At 45.7% G+C, this 17,844-nt stretch carries 18 protein-coding genes; 17 read left to right on the top strand and 1 reads right to left on the bottom strand.

Annotation, left to right across the window (positions count from 1 at the left end):
• Window positions 1-75 precede the first annotated feature (75 nt).
• From rpsB to VC159_RS08110, 17 genes are all read left to right on the top strand, one after another.
• A complete protein-coding gene (gene rpsB, locus VC159_RS08190; RefSeq protein ID WP_215359531.1) occupies window positions 76-825 on the top strand; it encodes a 30S ribosomal protein S2 in 750 nt (249 codons plus the stop codon).
• Window positions 825-1,709, top strand: a complete 885-nt coding sequence (gene tsf, locus VC159_RS08185; RefSeq protein ID WP_323473284.1) for a translation elongation factor Ts — start codon at window positions 825-827, stop codon at window positions 1,707-1,709. Before rpsB ends, tsf begins: the two co-directional genes overlap by 1 nt.
• Before the next feature lie 185 nt (window positions 1,710-1,894).
• Window positions 1,895-2,605, top strand: coding sequence for a UMP kinase (gene pyrH, locus VC159_RS08180; RefSeq protein ID WP_215359535.1), 711 nt, complete (start codon window positions 1,895-1,897; stop codon window positions 2,603-2,605).
• Between the two features lie 24 nt (window positions 2,606-2,629).
• Window positions 2,630-3,190, top strand: a complete 561-nt coding sequence (gene frr / locus VC159_RS08175) for a ribosome recycling factor (RefSeq protein ID WP_215359537.1) — start codon at window positions 2,630-2,632, stop codon at window positions 3,188-3,190.
• 25 nt (window positions 3,191-3,215) lie between these two features.
• Window positions 3,216-3,989 (top strand): isoprenyl transferase, encoded by a 774-nt coding sequence (locus VC159_RS08170; RefSeq protein WP_215359539.1) that lies wholly within the window; start codon window positions 3,216-3,218, stop codon window positions 3,987-3,989.
• Window positions 3,990-4,017: 28 nt separating this feature from the next.
• Window positions 4,018-4,845: a phosphatidate cytidylyltransferase gene (locus tag VC159_RS08165; protein ID WP_323473283.1), complete on the top strand. Its 828-nt coding sequence runs from the start codon at window positions 4,018-4,020 to the stop codon at window positions 4,843-4,845.
• On the top strand, window positions 4,845-6,041 hold the full coding sequence (gene ispC, locus VC159_RS08160; protein WP_323473282.1) for a 1-deoxy-D-xylulose-5-phosphate reductoisomerase: 1,197 nt from the start codon (window positions 4,845-4,847) through the stop codon (window positions 6,039-6,041). Before VC159_RS08165 ends, ispC begins: the two co-directional genes overlap by 1 nt.
• Complete coding sequence (locus tag VC159_RS08155) at window positions 6,029-7,162, top strand: M50 family metallopeptidase (RefSeq protein ID WP_323473281.1); 1,134 nt, start codon at window positions 6,029-6,031, stop codon at window positions 7,160-7,162. The genes ispC and VC159_RS08155 overlap by 13 nt, the downstream gene beginning before the upstream one ends.
• On the top strand, window positions 7,159-9,507 hold the full coding sequence (gene bamA, locus VC159_RS08150; protein WP_371743866.1) for an outer membrane protein assembly factor BamA: 2,349 nt from the start codon (window positions 7,159-7,161) through the stop codon (window positions 9,505-9,507). The genes VC159_RS08155 and bamA overlap by 4 nt, the downstream gene beginning before the upstream one ends.
• Window positions 9,508-9,525: 18 nt before the next feature.
• Window positions 9,526-10,053: an OmpH family outer membrane protein gene (locus VC159_RS08145; protein WP_215359547.1), complete on the top strand. Its 528-nt coding sequence runs from the start codon at window positions 9,526-9,528 to the stop codon at window positions 10,051-10,053.
• 5 nt (window positions 10,054-10,058) lie between these two features.
• Window positions 10,059-11,126: a UDP-3-O-(3-hydroxymyristoyl)glucosamine N-acyltransferase gene (gene lpxD / locus VC159_RS08140; RefSeq protein ID WP_323473280.1), complete on the top strand. Its 1,068-nt coding sequence runs from the start codon at window positions 10,059-10,061 to the stop codon at window positions 11,124-11,126.
• Between the two features lie 46 nt (window positions 11,127-11,172).
• Entirely contained in the window at window positions 11,173-11,622 is a 450-nt protein-coding gene (gene fabZ, locus VC159_RS08135) for a 3-hydroxyacyl-ACP dehydratase FabZ (RefSeq protein ID WP_072583028.1), read from the top strand.
• Entirely contained in the window at window positions 11,622-12,419 is a 798-nt protein-coding gene (lpxA, locus tag VC159_RS08130) for an acyl-ACP--UDP-N-acetylglucosamine O-acyltransferase (protein WP_323473279.1), read from the top strand. Before fabZ ends, lpxA begins: the two co-directional genes overlap by 1 nt.
• A complete protein-coding gene (gene lpxB / locus VC159_RS08125) occupies window positions 12,379-13,635 on the top strand; it encodes a lipid-A-disaccharide synthase (RefSeq protein WP_323473278.1) in 1,257 nt (418 codons plus the stop codon). The genes lpxA and lpxB overlap by 41 nt, the downstream gene beginning before the upstream one ends.
• The gene (gene rnhB / locus VC159_RS08120) at window positions 13,632-14,225 is read left to right on the top strand and encodes a ribonuclease HII (RefSeq protein WP_323473277.1); all 594 of its coding nucleotides are present in this window, start codon (window positions 13,632-13,634) and stop codon (window positions 14,223-14,225) included. Before lpxB ends, rnhB begins: the two co-directional genes overlap by 4 nt.
• 3 nt (window positions 14,226-14,228) lie before the next feature.
• A complete protein-coding gene (locus VC159_RS08115; protein ID WP_323473276.1) occupies window positions 14,229-15,053 on the top strand; it encodes an RNA methyltransferase in 825 nt (274 codons plus the stop codon).
• Window positions 15,054-15,202: 149 nt separating this feature from the next.
• Window positions 15,203-16,951, top strand: a complete 1,749-nt coding sequence (locus tag VC159_RS08110; protein WP_323473275.1) for a hypothetical protein — start codon at window positions 15,203-15,205, stop codon at window positions 16,949-16,951.
• A 57-nt stretch (window positions 16,952-17,008) separates the two neighbouring features.
• Here the strand turns inward: VC159_RS08110 and VC159_RS08105 are convergent, their stop codons facing one another.
• Window positions 17,009-17,836, bottom strand: a complete 828-nt coding sequence (locus VC159_RS08105) for a pyruvate, water dikinase regulatory protein (RefSeq protein WP_072583021.1) — start codon at window positions 17,834-17,836, stop codon at window positions 17,009-17,011.
• Between the last annotated feature and the right edge of the window lie 8 nt (window positions 17,837-17,844).

The raw sequence follows: 17,844 nt of genomic DNA, 5'->3' as shown, positions 1-17,844 counted from the left end.
CGAGTTGAGCCTTCCAGGGTGGCGTTTTTTAGCGCAGCTAGGACTCAACTTTAGAAACAACCCTTAGGAGAAGTTATGTCAGTAACTATGCGTCAAATGCTGGAAGCCGGTTGCCATTTTGGTCACCAAACCCGTTTCTGGTCCCCAAGAATGGCCCCTTACATTTTCGGCCATCGCAACAAAATCCACATCATCAACCTGGAAAAAACATTGCCAATGTTTCAGGACGCCCTGAAATTTGCAAAACAAGTTGCTTCTAATCGTGGCACTATTTTATTTGTTGGTACTAAGCGTCAATCACGCGAGATCATTGCTGAAGAAGCTGCTCGTGCTGGTATGCCTTATATCGACAGCCGTTGGTTGGGTGGCACACTCACCAACTTCAAAACTGTTAAAGGTTCCCTCAAGCGTTTGAAAGACATGGCAGTTGCTAAAGAAGCTGGCGACTGGGAAAAGCTTTCAAAGAAAGAGGCTTTGACTAACGACCGTGATCTCGACAAATTGCAAAAAGCACTTGGCGGTATTCAAGATTTGAACGGTGTTCCTGATGCGATTTTCGTAGTTGACGTTGGCTATCACAAGATTGCTATTACTGAAGCCAACAAGCTTGGTATTCCAGTGATCGCTGTTGTAGATACCAACCACTCACCAGAAGGTGTTGATTACATCATCCCTGGTAACGATGACTCCAGCAAAGCGGTTCTCCTTTATGCGCGTGGCATTGCTGACGCAATCCTCGAAGGCAAAGCTAACTCTGTTCAAGAAATCTTGACAGCAGTTAAAGAAGGCGAAGAAGAGTTTGTTGAAGAAGGGAAAGCTGAATAATGGCCGCTATTACCGCTGCAATGGTTGGCGAGTTACGCGCCAAAACTGATGCTCCGATGATGGAGTGCAAAAAAGCTTTGACTGAGGCTGATGGTGATATGGCTCGTGCAGAAGAAATTCTGCGTGTAAAGCTGGGTAGCAAAGCTGGTAAAGCCGCCTCTCGTGTAACGGCTGAAGGTATCGTTGCTACTTCTATCAATGGCACTACCGGTGCTTTGTTGGAAGTGAACTGCGAAACTGACTTCGTTTCTAAGAATGATGATTTCTTGGCATTTGTAAATGACTGCGTGAAGTTGGTTGCTGAAAAGAACCCAGCTGACGTTGCTGCATTGTTAGCATTGCCATTGAATGGTCAAACTGTTGATGAAGTTCGTAGCGCATTGATCGGTAAGATCGGCGAGAACATCATGCCGCGTCGCTTCAAGCGTTTCGCTGGTAGCAACAAGTTGGTTTCCTACCTCCACGGCACCCGTATTGGTGTCATGGTTGAGTTCGAAGGTGACGAAACTGCTGCTAAAGACGTTGCAATGCACATTGCTGCAATGAAGCCAGTAGCTTTGTCGATGGCTGACGTTCCTGCAGAAGCAATTGCTGTAGAGCGTAGTGTTGCTGTTCAAAAAGCTGCTGAATCTGGTAAACCACCAGAAATCGTTGAAAAGATGGTTGAAGGTTCTATTCAGAAGTACCTCAAAGAGGTTTCTTTGTTGAACCAGACTTTCGTTAAAAACGACAAGCAAACTGTAGAGCAAATGCTCAAGGCTGCAAATACAACAATCAAGGGTTTCACCATGTTTGTTGTAGGCGAGGGCATTGAGAAGCGTCAAGACGACTTTGCAGCTGAAGTAGCTGCACAAGTGGCCGCCGCCTCTAAAGCAACAGCTTAATAGGTCAGTTTGGGGCTTGCCCCACTGCTTGGTAATACCCAAAAGGGCATAGAAACCTTAGTTTCTGTGCCCTTTTCTTTGATCCCTCCCAAGCCCTTTATAATTTGGCGGAGATATTAAAAAGTGCTTAAAGATCAATAAGCTAAGTAAGTTAATTACTTGGCAAATTACGGAAAATAAAAAACATGCCAGCCTACAAACGAGTCCTCCTAAAACTATCTGGTGAAGCCCTTATGGGCGATGATGCTTTTGGCATCAATCCAGTCACTATCGATTCCATGGTTAAAGAAATCGCCGATATTGTGAATATCGGAGTAGAGCTAGCGATTGTGATTGGTGGCGGAAATATTTTCCGTGGGGTTGCAGGTGGTGCCGCTGGTATGGATCGCGCAACTGCCGATTACATGGGTATGTTGGCAACCATGATGAATTCTTTAGCATTGCAAGATGCGTTGCGTCAAAAAGGTGTTGAAGCGCGCGTGCAATCTGCTCTTCGCATGGATCAAGTGGTTGAGCCTTACATTCGTCCACGTGCAATTCGCGCGATGGGTGAGGGGAAGGTCGTTATTTTCGCAGCGGGTACGGGCAATCCATTCTTCACTACTGATACTGCTGCCGCTCTGCGTGGGGCTGAGATGGGTGTTGAGATTATGCTCAAAGCAACCAAGGTGGATGGTATTTATAGTGCTGATCCAGTAAAAGATCCAACTGCCACTTTATATAAAACCATTACGTTTGACGAAGCGTTAATCAAGAATCTACAAGTCATGGATGCAACTGCATTTGCATTGTGCCGTGATCGCAAATTACCAATCAAAGTATTTTCAATTCTCAAGCCAGGCGCATTAATGCGTGTAGTGCAAGGTGAACCTGAAGGTACTTTAGTACACGTTTAAGGTACATGTTTAATAGGAGGCCTGATGTCTGCAGCAGAAATTAAAACCAATACTGATCAAAAGATGCAAAAGTCTATTGAGGCTTTGAAAACCAATTTAGCCAAGATTCGCTCTGGCCGTGCTAACCCAGGAATTCTGGAGCACATTCAGGTGGATTATTACGGTAACCCAACGCCATTAAGTCAGGTTGCTAGCCTAGGCTTAGCGGATGCACGCACCATTAACGTTCAACCATTTGAAAAAACGATGGTTGCGGTGATTGAAAAAGCAATTCGTGATTCTGATCTTGGCTTAAACCCAGCATCTCAAGGCACTGTAATCCGCGTACCAATGCCTGCCTTGACTGAAGAGCGCCGCCGCGACCTCACTAAGGTTGTGAAGAATGAAGGTGAAGAAACTAAGATTGCTGTTCGTAATTTGCGTCGCGACGCAAATGAGCATTTAAAGCGCCTTACTAAAGATAAAGAAATTTCCGAGGATGAAGAGCGCCGCGCTACTGATGACATTCAGAAGATGACGGATAAAGCAGTGATTGATGTTGATAAGATCGTTTCTGAAAAAGAAAAAGAGATCATGACGGTTTAAAACCGCCTTGAATTTTTAGCCTCTCATGACTCAACACTCTAGTTCAACCCTAGCCATCCCCGAGGTAAGTGCTATACCTCGCCATGTGGCAATCATCATGGATGGCAATGGGCGTTGGGCTAGTAAGCGCATGATGCCTCGTGTTGCTGGGCACTCAGAGGGTTTGAGTGCTGTGCGAAAAATCGTTGAAGAGTGCCGCAAGCTTGGTGTTGAATATCTCACTGTATTTGCCTTTAGCTCAGAGAACTGGCGTCGCCCACCAGAAGAAGTAGGCTTCTTGATGAAGTTATTTCTGAAGTCACTCAAGGGTGAAGTTTCTCGTCTGGCAGAAAACGATATTGCTTTGCGTTTAATTGGCGACTTGAGCCGTTTTGATTCTGCCATCCAGGAGATGGTGCAATTCTCTGAGCAAAAAACTGCTGGGTGCAAAGGATTAACTTTTACGATTGCCGCTAACTATGGTGGTCGCTGGGATATCTTGCAGGCAATGCGCCAATGTCTTTCCGCTAATCCTAATTTGAAGCCAGAGCAGGTTACTGAAGAATTGCTTCAGCCTCATCTTTCAATGGCTTACGCACCAGAGCCAGATTTGTTTATCCGCACTGGTGGCGAGCAGCGCGTAAGTAATTTCTTGTTATGGCAACTGGCATACACTGAGTTGTACTTCACGGATGTTTTGTGGCCTGACTTTGATGAGAAAGAATTGCACAAGGCATTTGACTGGTTTAGCCAGCGTGAGCGCCGTTTTGGTCGTACCAGTGCTCAGCTTGCATCTCAAGCAATGAGTGATGCAGTTTGACGCTGCCAATTACTAAGCTCAATCCCTCATGTTAAAAACCCGAGTTATTACCGCCCTTGTTCTATTGACGGTATTGCTGCCTATTCTGTTTTTACTCCCGGCAATGTATGTTGGTGTATTCTTTTTGGTGGCATTGTTGGCTGCCGCTTGGGAATGGAGTCGCTTACTAGCACCTGAGGCAGGGCGTGCAGCCTGGCTATACGCATTATTTTGCTTGGCCATTATTTTGTTTCTGTTGGGGATGCAAAATGCCTCCTGGCAATTTGCCTTATTACTACTAGCTGTCATTTTCTGGTTCTTCGTTGCGCCATTTATATTGGCTAAAGGCATGAATTTGTCGCTGGAAAAGCTACGACCTTTCTATGTTGTGCTCGGCTTAATTTTGTTGCCAGCCACCTGGTTTGCATTAGTGTTTTTGCGCGAGTTAGGGCTGATCTTTTTACTTAGCAGCATGGCTCTAGTATGGGTTGCCGATATTGGTGCTTACTTTGTCGGCAAGGCGTTTGGTAAACGTAAGCTTGCTGTGCAAATTAGTCCAGGTAAATCGATTGAAGGTGCTATTGGCGGTTTAATACTCTGCTATGTTTATGCGTTCTTATGCGTTTACTTCTTGCCCTTTGAATCGACTTTGTTTGGAGCATGGGCTATCCGCTTTGGTTGGGTTCCCATGTTCCTGATGGTGACCGTATTAACAGCCTTCAGTATTTTTGGGGACTTATTTGAATCTCAGTTAAAGCGTTTAGCTGGCGTTAAAGATTCCAGTCATTTATTACCAGGTCATGGCGGAGTGTTGGATCGGGTGGATGCCTTGATCCCAGCAATGCCCATCGCAGCGCTCTTAGCGGGATTTGTGTAATGTCAGTCAAGAAGGTCGCGATCCTAGGCTCAACTGGCTCCATTGGCGTTAACACGCTCGATGTGATTCGTGCCCACCCAGATCGCTTCAAGGTGGTTGCGCTTACCGCAGCAAAGCAGGTAGATTTACTGGCTGAGCAGTGTGCCGAATTTAAGCCAACCATTGCGGTAGTGGCGGATGCCGATGGTGCCGCTCGTTTAAGCAAGATTTTGCTCGAGAAAAAAATAAATACGCAGGTCTTGTATGGACCGCAAGCTTTAGTCAAGGCCGTTACTGAATCTGATTGCGATACTGTCATGGCTGCCATTGTGGGTGCTGCAGGATTAGTGCCCGCCTTAGCTGCTGCAAAAGCTGGCAAAAGAGTGCTACTCGCAAATAAAGAAGCCTTAGTAATGTCTGGCGATTTATTTATGCAGGCGATGAAGGTCGGTGGTGGCGAATTATTGCCAATCGATAGTGAGCACAATGCCATTTTTCAATGCCTACCTAGTCAATTTTCTAAAGCCCCCAATCCTAGCCTAGGGGTTGAAGAGCTATGGTTAACTGCTTCAGGAGGCCCATTCAGAAATACACCGCTTGATCAATTGGCTGACATTACTCCTGAACAAGCATGCGCACATCCTAACTGGGTGATGGGTAGAAAAATTTCAGTTGATTCTGCGACGATGATGAACAAAGGCCTTGAAGTGATTGAGGCGTTTTGGTTATTTGGTTTGCCTTTAGAAAAAATTAAAGTATTAATTCACCCGCAAAGCGTTGTGCATTCGATGGTGCGTTATCGTGATGGTTCTGTGCTTGCGCAATTGGGTCAGCCTGATATGCGAACCCCTATTGCTTACGGCCTGGCGTGGCCGGAGCGTATTGAGGCGGGTGTAGCTCCATTGAGTTTGACGCAGTTGGCGAATTTAAGTTTTGCTGATCCAGAGTTAGAGCGCTTTCCTTGTCTCTCGTTGGCGTTTGCTGCCGCTAAAGCAGGAGGTACTGCACCAGCAGTTCTGAACGCCGCCAATGAAGTTGCAGTAGCAGCCTTCTTAGATGAAGGCCTACCGTATTTGCAAATCCCCCATGTGGTGGAGAGTGTGTTGAGCACTATTTCTTCCGTTAATGCAGACTCGCTAGAGTTAATTTTGGATGTTGATGCTCGCGCTCGTCAAGCAGCGCAAGTAGTGGTGAAGGAAATTCTTTGCAGGCATTGATTACTCTTGCAGCTTTTTTGTTAACCCTGGGCGTGTTGGTTAGCTTTCATGAGTTTGGGCATTTCTTTGCTGCTCGTTGTTGTGGCGTTCGAGTCCTTCGCTTCGCAATTGGCTTTGGTAAACCGCTATTTACTTACCATGCAAAAAATAATACAGAGTGGGTATTAGCTTCAATTCCGTTGGGCGGCTATGTGAAATTACTTGATGGTCGAGATCGTCAGCAAGTGATTACTGCGGCCGATGAATCTGAGGCGTTTGATAAAAAGCCGCTATGGCAGAGATCATTGATCGTGGCCGCGGGCCCATTAGCCAATTTCTTTTTAGCGATTGTCTTTTTTGCCCTGATCTATATTTCGGGCGCCCCACAATTACCTGCCGTTTTACAAAATCCCGCTGAAAATTCTGTCGCTGCCAAGCTGGGGGTAATAGCGGGTGATCGGGTGATTGGCTGGCAGAATTTGGGTTCCGAGGAGGGTGGTGCGCCCCTTTTAGGGGATTTTGACCCTGTACCGAGTTGGAATGCCTTGCGCTGGAATTTGATGGATGCACTTACTGGAGAGAGTGGATTCGCTCTAGAACTAGCCACAGCCACTGGTGGAAGCTCAATAAAGTCCTTTTATGCCAAGGATTTACCCAAAATCAGTCCTAATCAGGATCCGATGTTGGCTCTAGGTATTCTGCCGGTATTAACGCCCTTGGGGCAGTGGCAGGACCTGAAGTTGGGGCCAATAGATGCGCTCATTTTTGCCTCAAAGAGGGTGTGGGTAATTACCAAGGTTTCTGCAAGGCTAATGGCAGGATTATTCACCGGAAATACCTCCTTAAAACAGCTGGGCGGACCCCTCAGTATTGCGGACATGGCGGGGAAATCAGCCCAGGTAGGGTGGCAGCCATTTTTAGCCTTTTTGGCGCTTATGAGTATTAGCATTGGTTTGCTGAATTTGCTCCCTTTTCCAATGCTTGATGGGGGTCAGCTACTGTATGATGCATGGGAGTTGGTAGCCGGTAAGCGGATTTCGACATCAATGCAGGAGCGGCTCCAAAAAGTGGGCTTTATTTTGCTGATTTCTATGTCATTACTGGCCTTGTTTAACGATTTACAACGCTATATTTCGCCTTGAATCCTCTGACACATTCTTTCCGTATTTTTGCCCGTTTCATTACCCTTCTCTTGGTATTTTCTGCGCTTGGGTTGAGTTTGAATGCTTCTGCGGCCGAGTCTTTTGTAGTGAAAGATATTCGTGTTGAAGGTTTGCAGCGTGTAGAGCCTGGAACGGTATTTAGTTATTTACCTGTTCAAGTAGGCGACACCTTTAATGAAGAAAAGGGTGCGGAATCGATTAAGGCCTTGTATAGCACTGGGTTCTTCAGGGACGTGCAAATCCAAGAGCAGGGCAATGTTCTTATTGTGATTGTGGAAGAGCGCCCAACGATCTCTCGTATTGAGTTTACTGGGATGAAAGAGTTTGATCCTGAGGTTGTTCGCAAGTCCTTAAAAACAGTGGGCGTTGCTGAAGCGCGTTTTTATGACAAAGCACTCATTGATAAAGCAGAGCAAGAATTAAAGCGTCAATACGTTGGTAAGGGTATGTATGCAGCGGAGGTTGTTGCTACAGTGACCCCGGTTGAGCGCAACCAGGTAGCCGTCTATTTCAATATCGACGAGGGCCCTGTTGCTAAAATTCAAGAGATTAATTTCATTGGCAACGAAGTGTTCAGTGAAGGTACTTTAAAAAGCGAGATGCAGTTAAAAACTGGAGGTTGGCTATCTTGGTACAGTAAAGACAATCTTTATTCAAAGCAAAAACTCACTGCCGACTTAGAGTCCATTCGATCTTATTATCTCAATCGTGGTTATCTTGAGTTTGTGATTGAGTCCACTCAAGTATCGATTACCCCTGATAAAAAGGGTATCTACCTCACCATTAGCATTCGCGAAGGTAAAAAATTCACCGTCAAGGATGTGCGTTTAGCAGGTGAAACCTTAGGTAAAGAAGCTGAGTTAATGCAGTTGATTGTGTTGAAGCCTGGAGACACTTTCTCATCAGCGCGCTTGACTGAAAGCACCAAGGCAATTGCTGAGGTCCTGGGTTCTTATGGTTACGCATTTGCAACGATTAACCCTCAGCCAGATATCCGTCGTGACATAGCTGAGGTGGACCTTACCTTGGTTGTAGATCCTGGCCGTCGTATTTATGTGCGCCAAGTAGCTATTTCTGGAAATGCAAAAACTCGCGATATGGTGATTCGCCGCGAAATACGCCAGTTTGAAAGCTCTTGGTTTGATAGTGACAAGATCGATTTATCTAAAAAGCGTTTAGGTCGCTTGGGTTACTTTACTGAGACTGACATCACTACAGAGGATGTCCCTGGATCTCCTGACCAAGTTGATGTCAATGTCAAAGTAGCTGAGAAGCCAACAGGAGCAATTACCGTTGGTGCAGGTTTCTCCTCAACCGAGAAGTTGATTTTGTCTGCAGGTATTAATCAAGACAATGCCTTTGGTACCGGTACATCCGTTGGATTAAATGCCTCTCTCGGTAAGATCACTCAAAATCTAACCCTCTCTAACTATGACCCATACTTCACTGAAGATGGCATTAGTCGCTACACCGATCTGTACTATCGATCATCTAAGCCTTTGTACTACGCTGGCGACCCTGATTATCAGATTAAGTCTGTTGGATCGAATATTAAATTTGGTGTGCCGTATACAGAAGTGGATAGAGTATTTTTTGGAACCGGTCTAGAGGCCTTTCAAATTAAAACTTCTGTAAATACTCCAATACCATATCTAAATTATGCGATGAGTTATGGGGTGCCTTCACCAGGTTACCCTGGTACCGCAACAACTTATAACGTTCCTATAACTGTTGGTTGGGCGCGTGATGGTCGCGATAGCTCATTAATTCCTTCAACAGGTTCTTTGGAGCAACTCTCAGGCGAAGTTGGAACTCCTGTTGGAGATCTCACTTTTTACCGTATTTATGGCCAGTATCAGAAATACCATTCCTTTTCAAAAGGCAATATTTTGTCCTTTAATGGTGAGGTTGGTTATGGGCAGGCGTATGGCAACAATCCATTTCCAATTACTAAAAACTACTATGTAGGCGGTATTGGTTCCGTACGCGGTTATTCTCCTGGCTCTTTGGGTCCGCAGTACTACAACACATATATTGGCGCTTACCAGCCAACAGGCGGACAGTCTAAGATTGTTAGTAACGTGGAATACACCTTCCCCGTACCTGGCTCTGGGGTGGATAAAACCCTTCGCCTATTCACCTTCGTGGACGGCGGTAATGCATTTGGGCAAAACATCAATTTAGTTTTGAGATACTCCTACGGATTGGGTTTATCATGGATATCACCGCTTGGGCCATTGAAATTCAGCTATGGTATTCCGTATAAGTCACAACCAACGGACAATATCCAGCGTTTGCAGTTCCAAGTGGGCACGTCGTTTTAATTGTTTAAGGAAAGTTTTATGAAGCTTTATCAATCTACTAAATGGATTCGAGTTGGCCTGATTGCTGCTATGACAGTAATCGCAACTCCTCAAGTTTTTGCTCAAGATGCAGGAACGCGCGTTGCAGTTGTGAACTCTGAGAAAGTCTTCAATGAGTCCAACTTAGCAAAAGCAATGCAAACTCGCTTGCAGAACGAATTTACTAAGCGCCAAAACGATTTGCGTGACAGCGCTCAAAAAATTAAATCTGCTGCTGAAAAGTTAGATCGTGATGCTGCCGTGATGAACGAAGCTGAGCGTGTTCGTCGCCAACGTGAGTTGGCTGATCAAGATCGTGAACTGCAACGTAAGCAACGCGAATTTACTGAAGATCTCAATCAGCGTACTTTCGAAGAGCGCGCCAAGATTGCAGAGAAAGCAAATGCAGTGTTGAAGCAAATTGCAGAACAAAGAAAAATTGATGTCATTGTTCAAGAAGCAGCTTATGTCAGCCCTAAGGCAGATGTAACCGATGACGTTATCAAGGCTTTAAATAGCCAGAAGTAAGCTTTATGCCGACCGCCATTGAGCTGGCCGAACAGTTTCAAGCAAGCTTGGTGGGGGAGGCTTCCCACGGATTTACTGGCCTCGCTCCTTTGGAGCGAGCGCAGCCAGATCAGATATCCTTCCTATCCAATCCCCTTTATAGACAGCAAGCAAACGATAGCGCTGCTGGGGCTTTGATTGTTGGCGAGTCTGATTTAGAGTTTTTGCAGGCAAATCCTAGTGCGCATTCTGCAAAGCGGGTGTACTTTGTTTCTAAAAATCCATATGCTACATTCGCAAGAATGGCGCAACACTTTGCAAAAGCAAGTAGCCCAATCTACGCTCCCGGAATTCATCCTAGTGCAGTCATTGATTCCACTGCAAGCGTTCCATCTTCCTGTCACATTGGACCATTTGTTCAGATTGGCGCAGGCGTAAAGTTAGGCGAACGTGTTTCGATTCTGGGAAATGCCACCATTGCCAAAGATAGTGTTATTGCCAGCGATACCTTGATCTATCCATCGGTTTCCATTTACTACAATACTCAAATTGGCGAGCGTTGCATTATTCATAGCGGCGCAGTCATTGGTGCTGATGGTTTTGGTTTTGCCCCTGATTTTTCTACAACGGGTGGTGAGTGGGTCAAGATTCCCCAGACAGGGCGAGTGGTTATTGGCAATGATGTGGAGATTGGCGCCTCAACCACGATTGATCGTGGTGCAATGAGTGACACGGTTATTGGCGCAGGAACAAAAATTGATAATCAGGTGCAAATCGCGCATAACGTAGTGATAGGTAATTGCTGCGTTGTCGCTGGATGTGCTGCTATTTCTGGAAGTACAAAAATCGGTAACTTCTGCATCATAGGTGGCGCCGCAAACTTTGCAGGCCATCTCACGATTGCCGACAGAACGACGGTGTCTGGTAATACTTCCATTATTCGGTCTATTACAGAGCCTGGGCAGCATTACACAGGTGTTTATCCATCAATGCTTCACGGTGCTTGGGAGAAAAACGCGGCTATTTTGCGTGGGCTAGATAAAATACGTCAGCGCTTGCGCTTGTTAGATAAAAACAAAAACACAGAGTCTTGAGATTCTGTAAAACCAAAATTATTATTTACTTTTTAGCGGGTTATTTATGAGTACACCAATCGCAATCGACATCAATAAGATTCTTCAATTGCTACCGCATCGCTACCCATTTCTATTGGTAGATCGCGTATTAGAAATTACTCCGCGTGAAAGCATCACCGCATTAAAAAACGTCACCATGAATGAGCCTTTCTTTCAGGGCCATTTCCCAGATTTTCCAGTCATGCCTGGTGTATTAATTATTGAGGCTTTAGCTCAAACCGCTGCTTTGCTCACATTCTCTGAAGAGCGCGCGGAAGATGCAATCTATTACTTTGCCGGTATTGATGGCGCGCGCTTTAAAAAGCCTGTTCTGCCTGGCGATCAGTTAATCATGACCGCCACACTAGAGCGAGGTCGTGCTGGTATTTACAAGTTTGCTGTCAAGGCAACCGTAGATGGTGAGATTGCTGCAGAGGCTAATATTACTTGTGCGGTTCGTACGAAAGGCGCGTAATGACTCTGATTCATGCATCCGCTGTAGTGGACAGCAAGGCTGAGCTGGCTAGTGATGTTGAGATTGGCCCGTATTCTGTCATTGGTCCTAATGTAAAGATCGGCGCCGCTACCAAAGTAGGTTCTCATACAGTGATTGAGGGTTACACCACCATCGGCGCTCAAAATACCTTTGCTCACTTTGCAGCTATTGGTGGTCCACCGCAGGATATGAAATACCGTGGCGAGCCAACGCAGTTGATTATTGGTGATCGCAACACGGTTCGTGAGTTCACAACGATTCATACAGGCACATCGCAAGACGAAGGCATTACTCGCATTGGTAACGACAACTGGATCATGGCGTATGTGCATATTGCGCATGACTGTCAGGTCGGTAATCACACGATTTTTTCAAGCAATGCACAAATAGCTGGCCATGTTCAGGTTGAAGATTGGGCCATCATGGGAGGCATGTCTGGTGTGCATCAATTTGTTCGCATCGGTCAGCATGCGATGTTGGGCGGTGCTTCTGCGCTAGTGCAAGATATCCCACCATTCGTAATTGCTGCCGGAGACAAGGCCTCTCCTCATGGTATTAACGTTGAGGGTTTAAAGCGCCGCGGTTTCTCAAACGAAACTATCTCTGCCTTGCGCCAAGCCTACAAGGTGCTCTATAAGGATGGCCTCAGTTTTGAGGACGCTAAATTAGAGATTCAGAAGATGGTTGTAGCATCATCTGCTGATGCCGCTACTGCCGAAAAATTAGCACAGTTCCATGACTTTATTGCCGCCTCCACACGCGGCATTATTCGGTAACGGAAATACTTTGCCAAAGTTAGCTTGTGTAGCTGGCGAACCTTCTGGCGATCTACTAGCGGCGCCAGTACTTAGTGCGCTAAATCAAATTCCGGATATGGCCGGTCTTGAGGTTTATGGAATCGGGGGTCCTCGCATGCAAGCCGAGGGTATGCGCTCCGATTGGCCTATGGAAACCTTAAGTGTGCGAGGTTATGTAGAGGCTATTAAGCAGCTTCCAGCTATTCTGAAACTGCGTAAAGAATTGATTCAAAACCTCCTGAATGAGGGTCGCCCAGACGTTTATCTGGGTATTGATGCCCCGGATTTTAATTTGGGTGTCGAACTGCAATTACGCAAAGCAGGTATCCCCACTTTGCATTTAGTCTCGCCTTCTATTTGGGCATGGCGAGCAGGACGCATCAAGAAGATCTCCCAAGCGGTAGAGCGCATGCTGTGCATCTTCCCCTTTGAAACTGAAATTTATGACAAAGCTGGTGTAGCATCGACTTATGTTGGTCATCCACTGGCTAGTGAAATTCCGCTTGAACCTAATATTGAGCAAGCGCGAGAAAAATTAAGTAAACACCTTAAAATTCCTACTACCTCCCTTGAAGGATTGGTAATTGCTGTCTTACCTGGAAGCCGTGGATCAGAGATTGAGCTCATGGCCCCCGTCTTTTTTGAAACCATGCAGATCCTATCGGAGAGATTAAAAGGTCAGAGGCTTCACTTTTTAATTCCGGTAGCGACACCACGATTACGTGAGCCTCTTGAGCAGCTTTTACTCAAGACAAAAAATAGCAATCCAGAGATACAGATTCATCTTCTGGATGGGATGGCCGATGCGGTGCTAGAGGCATCGGATGTTGTACTAATTGCTAGTGGTACAGCCACTTTGCAAGCTGCCCTATGGAAAAAACCAATGGTGATTTCTTATAAGGTGCCTTGGCTAACTGCTCAAATTATGAAACGCCAAGGCTACATGCCCTATGTAGGTTTGCCAAACATCTTATGCGGCGAGTTTGTTGTACCTGAACTCCTGCAAGATGATGCCACTCCAGAAAAATTGGCTAATGCCGTACAAGCCTGGTTGGAGAATCCGGCTAAAGTTGCCAAACTGAAAGAACGTTTTGCGCAGATGCATGAAACTTTGCGTCGTCCTACGGGTTTATTGGTTGCGCAAGCGATAGCTCAGACGATCGCCAATAATCGCAAGAACAAAACAAGCGTATGAGTCTTATTTGGGTCTGCGGTGTCGATGAAGCAGGGCGTGGGCCACTGGTTGGTGCAGTAGTTGCTGGTGCTGTAGTACTCGATCCTAATAATCTAATTGAGGGCTTAAAAGACTCCAAGAAGTTAACTGCTGTTCGTCGCGAATATCTCTATGAGCAGATCATGGAAAAGGCAAAAGCCTGGGGCGTTGGTGAAGCTAGCCCAGCTGAAATTGATAGCATTAATATTTTGCAGGCCACGATGCTGGCAATGCGCAGGGCAATCGAAGATCTCACCACTCGCTTAGGCGCTTGGCCTGATAAAGCATTGATTGATGGCAACCGTTGTCCGGAGTTACCGATTGCTGCAGAAGCGATTGTGAAGGGTGATGCTAAGGAGCCTGCAATTTCAGCGGCATCGATAGTTGCCAAAGTCACTCGTGATCGCCAGATGCAGATATTGCATGAACGCCATCCAGAATATGGATTTGCTCAACATATGGGTTATCCAACGGAAGCCCATTTTGCTGCGCTTAAACAATACGGCGCATGCGATCAACACAGAAGAAGTTTTTCGCCGGTACGAAAAGTTTTAGAAAATCAAAACCACTAATCTATGAACTTCGATCTCATCACCTCCAAAGAGAATCCTTTGTTTAAAGAGATTCGTAACCTACAGGTCACTGGATCTAAGGGGCAGAAGGCTAGGCTCGCTAGCGGCCAAGCATTATTGGAGGGTATTCATCTGGTTCAGACTTGGGTGGGTGATCCAGCCTTAAAGACATTGCTTACTTCAGAAATTGGTTTGAAGAATGCTGAAATCTCACAAGCCGTCTACGAACATCTCGAGATCTGTCCGGAAACTAAGGTAGTTCAGTTAGATAGTGTTCTCTGGGACTTGCTTTCTGATTTAGTGAATGCACCGCATATTGCTGGTTTACTTGATCTTCCAAAATCTACTCTCATAACACCTCAATCTATTGCAAACTTTGGTGGTGACGTGGTGATACTGGACCGAGTGCAAGATGCGGGTAACGTTGGCTCTATTCTGCGCACTGCGGCAGCCGCAGGCTTTACCCAAGTCATCGCTTTATCAGGCTGCGCTCATCTGTGGTCTACAAAAGTATTGCGCGCAGGTATGGGCGCTCACAAACTTCTAGATTTATATGAGGGCTGGTCCAATCAGCAATTGCTGAGTGCAGTTACGGCCCCATTACTTGCAGCTACAGCAGATGCAAAGCAAGATCTTTATTCCCTGAAAAAAGAGTTACTCCACCCAGTCGCCTGGGTAATGGGTAGCGAAGGGCAGGGCGTATCAGACGATTTGCTTGCTCAAGCCAAAGGAGTGTCAATCCCGATTGATCCAAGAGTGGAATCTCTGAATGTCTCTACAGCCGCAGCGGTCTGCCTATTTGAGACCTTACGAGTAAGGCAAGGGTAAATACTAGACCCCGATTTTTGCTTGAACACTTCAGGTCAAGAGTGCCTAGGTATTTTTTTTTGATTAAGTTCTACAGCTTATTGCAGTGCATGATTGCTACTTCTAAAAATTATTATTAATATTTGCAAATACTTATTAGTGGGGTAGCCATGAAATTCAGAGTATTTATGACAATCGCTGCATTTTTGTCAGCTGCAATCTTGATTTCCTGTGGTGGTGGAGGTGGCGGATCGAGTTCTGGTTCGAGTAGTACAGCAACTACATCTACAGTGCAACTCAGTTCAACGGTAATGGATCTGAGTTCCTATAAAAATACATTTGCCGATACTACAAAAGTTGACGGTACGGTTGTTAGCAACGCTTCATTCTTTGATAAGTTGATATATGGCATGGGTCGCATTAATCCTTTCTCGAATGCATATGCCGATAATCTGCAAGCATGTAATGACAATACAAAGCCTGTAGCAATTTCCACAGGTTCTTCTGTTGATAGCTATAAGGTTGTTCAAATAACTGGTAGTGTGGATGACAAACCGTGCTTTACGAGCTCACAAGAAGTCGGAAACTACATTGCTGTACAGGCTAAGAATTTATACCAAGGTGATAAGCAGTGTGACATTGCCATGATTCCAAAGGCTGGCGGTAAGATTTATTGCCTCTCGCTGGGCATTCCAGTAGACATTCTGGCTAAAGCAGGCAAACCTAATCTAAAGTTTAATCAGGCATTTGCTGGCATCGCTAGTCTGAAATCCCTGGGGGGAAAAATAACCCAAAATGGTAAATACTTTTTCATTGCTTTTGGTGATGATTATTCCAAGTCTGGTGGCTATGACGGTGTATATAGAATTGATCTATCGGGTACTGAACCGGTTGGCCTGCTTGCATACCTAAAAGAATCCGTGAACCCAAGAACACTAGGGTTTGATGGGTATCAGCAACTGGAAAATGGTGACATGATTGTCACGCATGCGGAGTTGGCGGGACAGGTTGGATCTCGAAGACTATATACCTACTATGTCGGCGTGGCCCCAACATTTCCAGGTATAAGCGGCCAACAAGTGGTATTGGTTAATAGCGCGATATCCTATGGATATGATGAGGCTAATTCGCCTTTATTTAAATGGGCTAAGGCTAACTTATCTGTGGGCGGTGAAACTATTACGGATGGCGGATCTCAAAACATTATTTTTTCAGGATCCCAAAGTTCTTCTACGAAATCTTTCTATATTATTGCAAGCGTCAATCGCTACCAAAGCTTTGCAGGCCAATACTACGGTAGCCTATTAATTAAGGGTATTGTCTCAGGCGGTGCAGTGTCTTTTGAGGATTACGGCCCAACGAGTATTTCATTTTTTGGTACAGCCGGCATTAGTGATGACTTGTCTACTATTTATTGGATCAAGGATTGGCCGGGTAGTTCAGATCGAGGTAATTTAATTACGAGAAGTACGCAAAAATTAATTAATGCAAGTGATAGAAATTACAACCCCGATGTTGAGGTAGTAACAAATCTTTTGCCAGTGGCTGGCTATAGCCCAACCTTGGTGTATGAGACTAAGAATAAGGTTTTTGTATCAATAGTGAAGTCTGACTTCTATGACACTAGCGGCCTAATGAATCTCAGGCTATATGCGATCGATAAAGTATCGGGAGGTGTTGGTTGGGTTAATAGGGCTACTAATTTCGTGGAAATTCCTCTGACTGGATTTACTGGGACTGGATATAGGATGACGTCAGTAATTCCAAGTCTGGTGGCGGATAAGCTATCTTTCAGAATTACACAGCTATCAAATAGTGGTGAATATAACTTGGATGTAACCAGCTCTGGATTCAATTCTGTATCGTTGGGCGCCAAGGGTGCTATATCTAGCACTCATGCAGTTGTTTCGGGTAGGTAGCTGTAATGCAAAAAACCACCCCTAGGTGGTTTTTGTATCTCTCAGTCGCTAGATTTGTTAACCCAGTATCGTCTTATCGGACTTGATTGCCTGCAGAACAGTAGTAGCAATCTCTTCAATGGATTTGCTGGTAGTAAGCACCCAAGGGATGGATTGCTTTTTCATCATTGCCGTTGCTTCATTGATTTCATAGCGACAGTTTTCTAACTTGGCGTAATTGCTACCGGGTCTGCGTTCATTGCGAATCTCCGAGAGTCTTTCAGCATCAATCATCAGGCCAAAGATTTTTTGGCGATATGGGACTAAATCCTTCGGAAGTTGTCCTCGTTCGAAATCTTCCGGTATCAGGGGGTAGTTAGCCGCCTTGAGTCCATATTGCATTGCCAGGTAGAGGCTGGTTGGCGTTTTGCCCACCCGGGAGATGCCAATCAGAATGACATCGGCTTCAGCCAGGTTTTGATTGGACTGGCCATCGTCATGGGCCAGGGAATAGTTGATGGCCTCAATCCGGTTCTTGTAGGCCTCGGTATCGGCATTATGGTGAAGGCGGTTCATGGCATGGGTGGATTTCATGCCTAAGGCCTCTTCCAGAGGGGCTACAAAGGTCTGGAACATGTCCAAAATCAGCCCATTCGCCTTGGCCACGATTGCATTGAGCTCAGAGTTCACCAAAGTAGTGAAAACGATGGGTTGCACCCCATATTTAGCAGCCGCCTGATTGACGCTGCTTACGGCATCGTGGGCCTTATCCACACTATCCACAAAAGGCACCCGAATATGCTTAAAAGTGGCCTCAAATTGGGCCAAAATCGACTGGCTGAAGTTCTCGGCAGTAATGCCGGTGCCGTCAGAGACAATAAAAACAATGCGGGTTTCGTTAGACATGGATTTGG

Source organism: Polynucleobacter sp. JS-JIR-II-c23, from assembly GCF_035011225.1.
GTDB lineage: Bacteria > Pseudomonadota > Gammaproteobacteria > Burkholderiales > Burkholderiaceae > Polynucleobacter.
This window is presented reverse-complemented; position numbering and strand designations above follow the sequence as displayed.

Coding starts and splice junctions, on each gene's coding strand:
- rpsB (WP_215359531.1), top strand. CDS start 76: ATGTCAGTAACTATGCGTCAAATGCTGGAAGCCGGTTGCCATTTTGGT.
- tsf (WP_323473284.1), top strand. CDS start 825: ATGGCCGCTATTACCGCTGCAATGGTTGGCGAGTTACGCGCCAAAACT.
- pyrH (WP_215359535.1), top strand. CDS start 1,895: ATGCCAGCCTACAAACGAGTCCTCCTAAAACTATCTGGTGAAGCCCTT.
- frr (WP_215359537.1), top strand. CDS start 2,630: ATGTCTGCAGCAGAAATTAAAACCAATACTGATCAAAAGATGCAAAAG.
- VC159_RS08170 (WP_215359539.1), top strand. CDS start 3,216: ATGACTCAACACTCTAGTTCAACCCTAGCCATCCCCGAGGTAAGTGCT.
- VC159_RS08165 (WP_323473283.1), top strand. CDS start 4,018: ATGTTAAAAACCCGAGTTATTACCGCCCTTGTTCTATTGACGGTATTG.
- ispC (WP_323473282.1), top strand. CDS start 4,845: ATGTCAGTCAAGAAGGTCGCGATCCTAGGCTCAACTGGCTCCATTGGC.
- VC159_RS08145 (WP_215359547.1), top strand. CDS start 9,526: ATGAAGCTTTATCAATCTACTAAATGGATTCGAGTTGGCCTGATTGCT.
- lpxD (WP_323473280.1), top strand. CDS start 10,059: ATGCCGACCGCCATTGAGCTGGCCGAACAGTTTCAAGCAAGCTTGGTG.
- fabZ (WP_072583028.1), top strand. CDS start 11,173: ATGAGTACACCAATCGCAATCGACATCAATAAGATTCTTCAATTGCTA.
- lpxA (WP_323473279.1), top strand. CDS start 11,622: ATGACTCTGATTCATGCATCCGCTGTAGTGGACAGCAAGGCTGAGCTG.
- lpxB (WP_323473278.1), top strand. CDS start 12,379: ATGACTTTATTGCCGCCTCCACACGCGGCATTATTCGGTAACGGAAAT.
- rnhB (WP_323473277.1), top strand. CDS start 13,632: ATGAGTCTTATTTGGGTCTGCGGTGTCGATGAAGCAGGGCGTGGGCCA.
- VC159_RS08115 (WP_323473276.1), top strand. CDS start 14,229: ATGAACTTCGATCTCATCACCTCCAAAGAGAATCCTTTGTTTAAAGAG.
- VC159_RS08110 (WP_323473275.1), top strand. CDS start 15,203: ATGAAATTCAGAGTATTTATGACAATCGCTGCATTTTTGTCAGCTGCA.
- VC159_RS08105 (WP_072583021.1), bottom strand. CDS start 17,836: ATGTCTAACGAAACCCGCATTGTTTTTATTGTCTCTGACGGCACCGGC.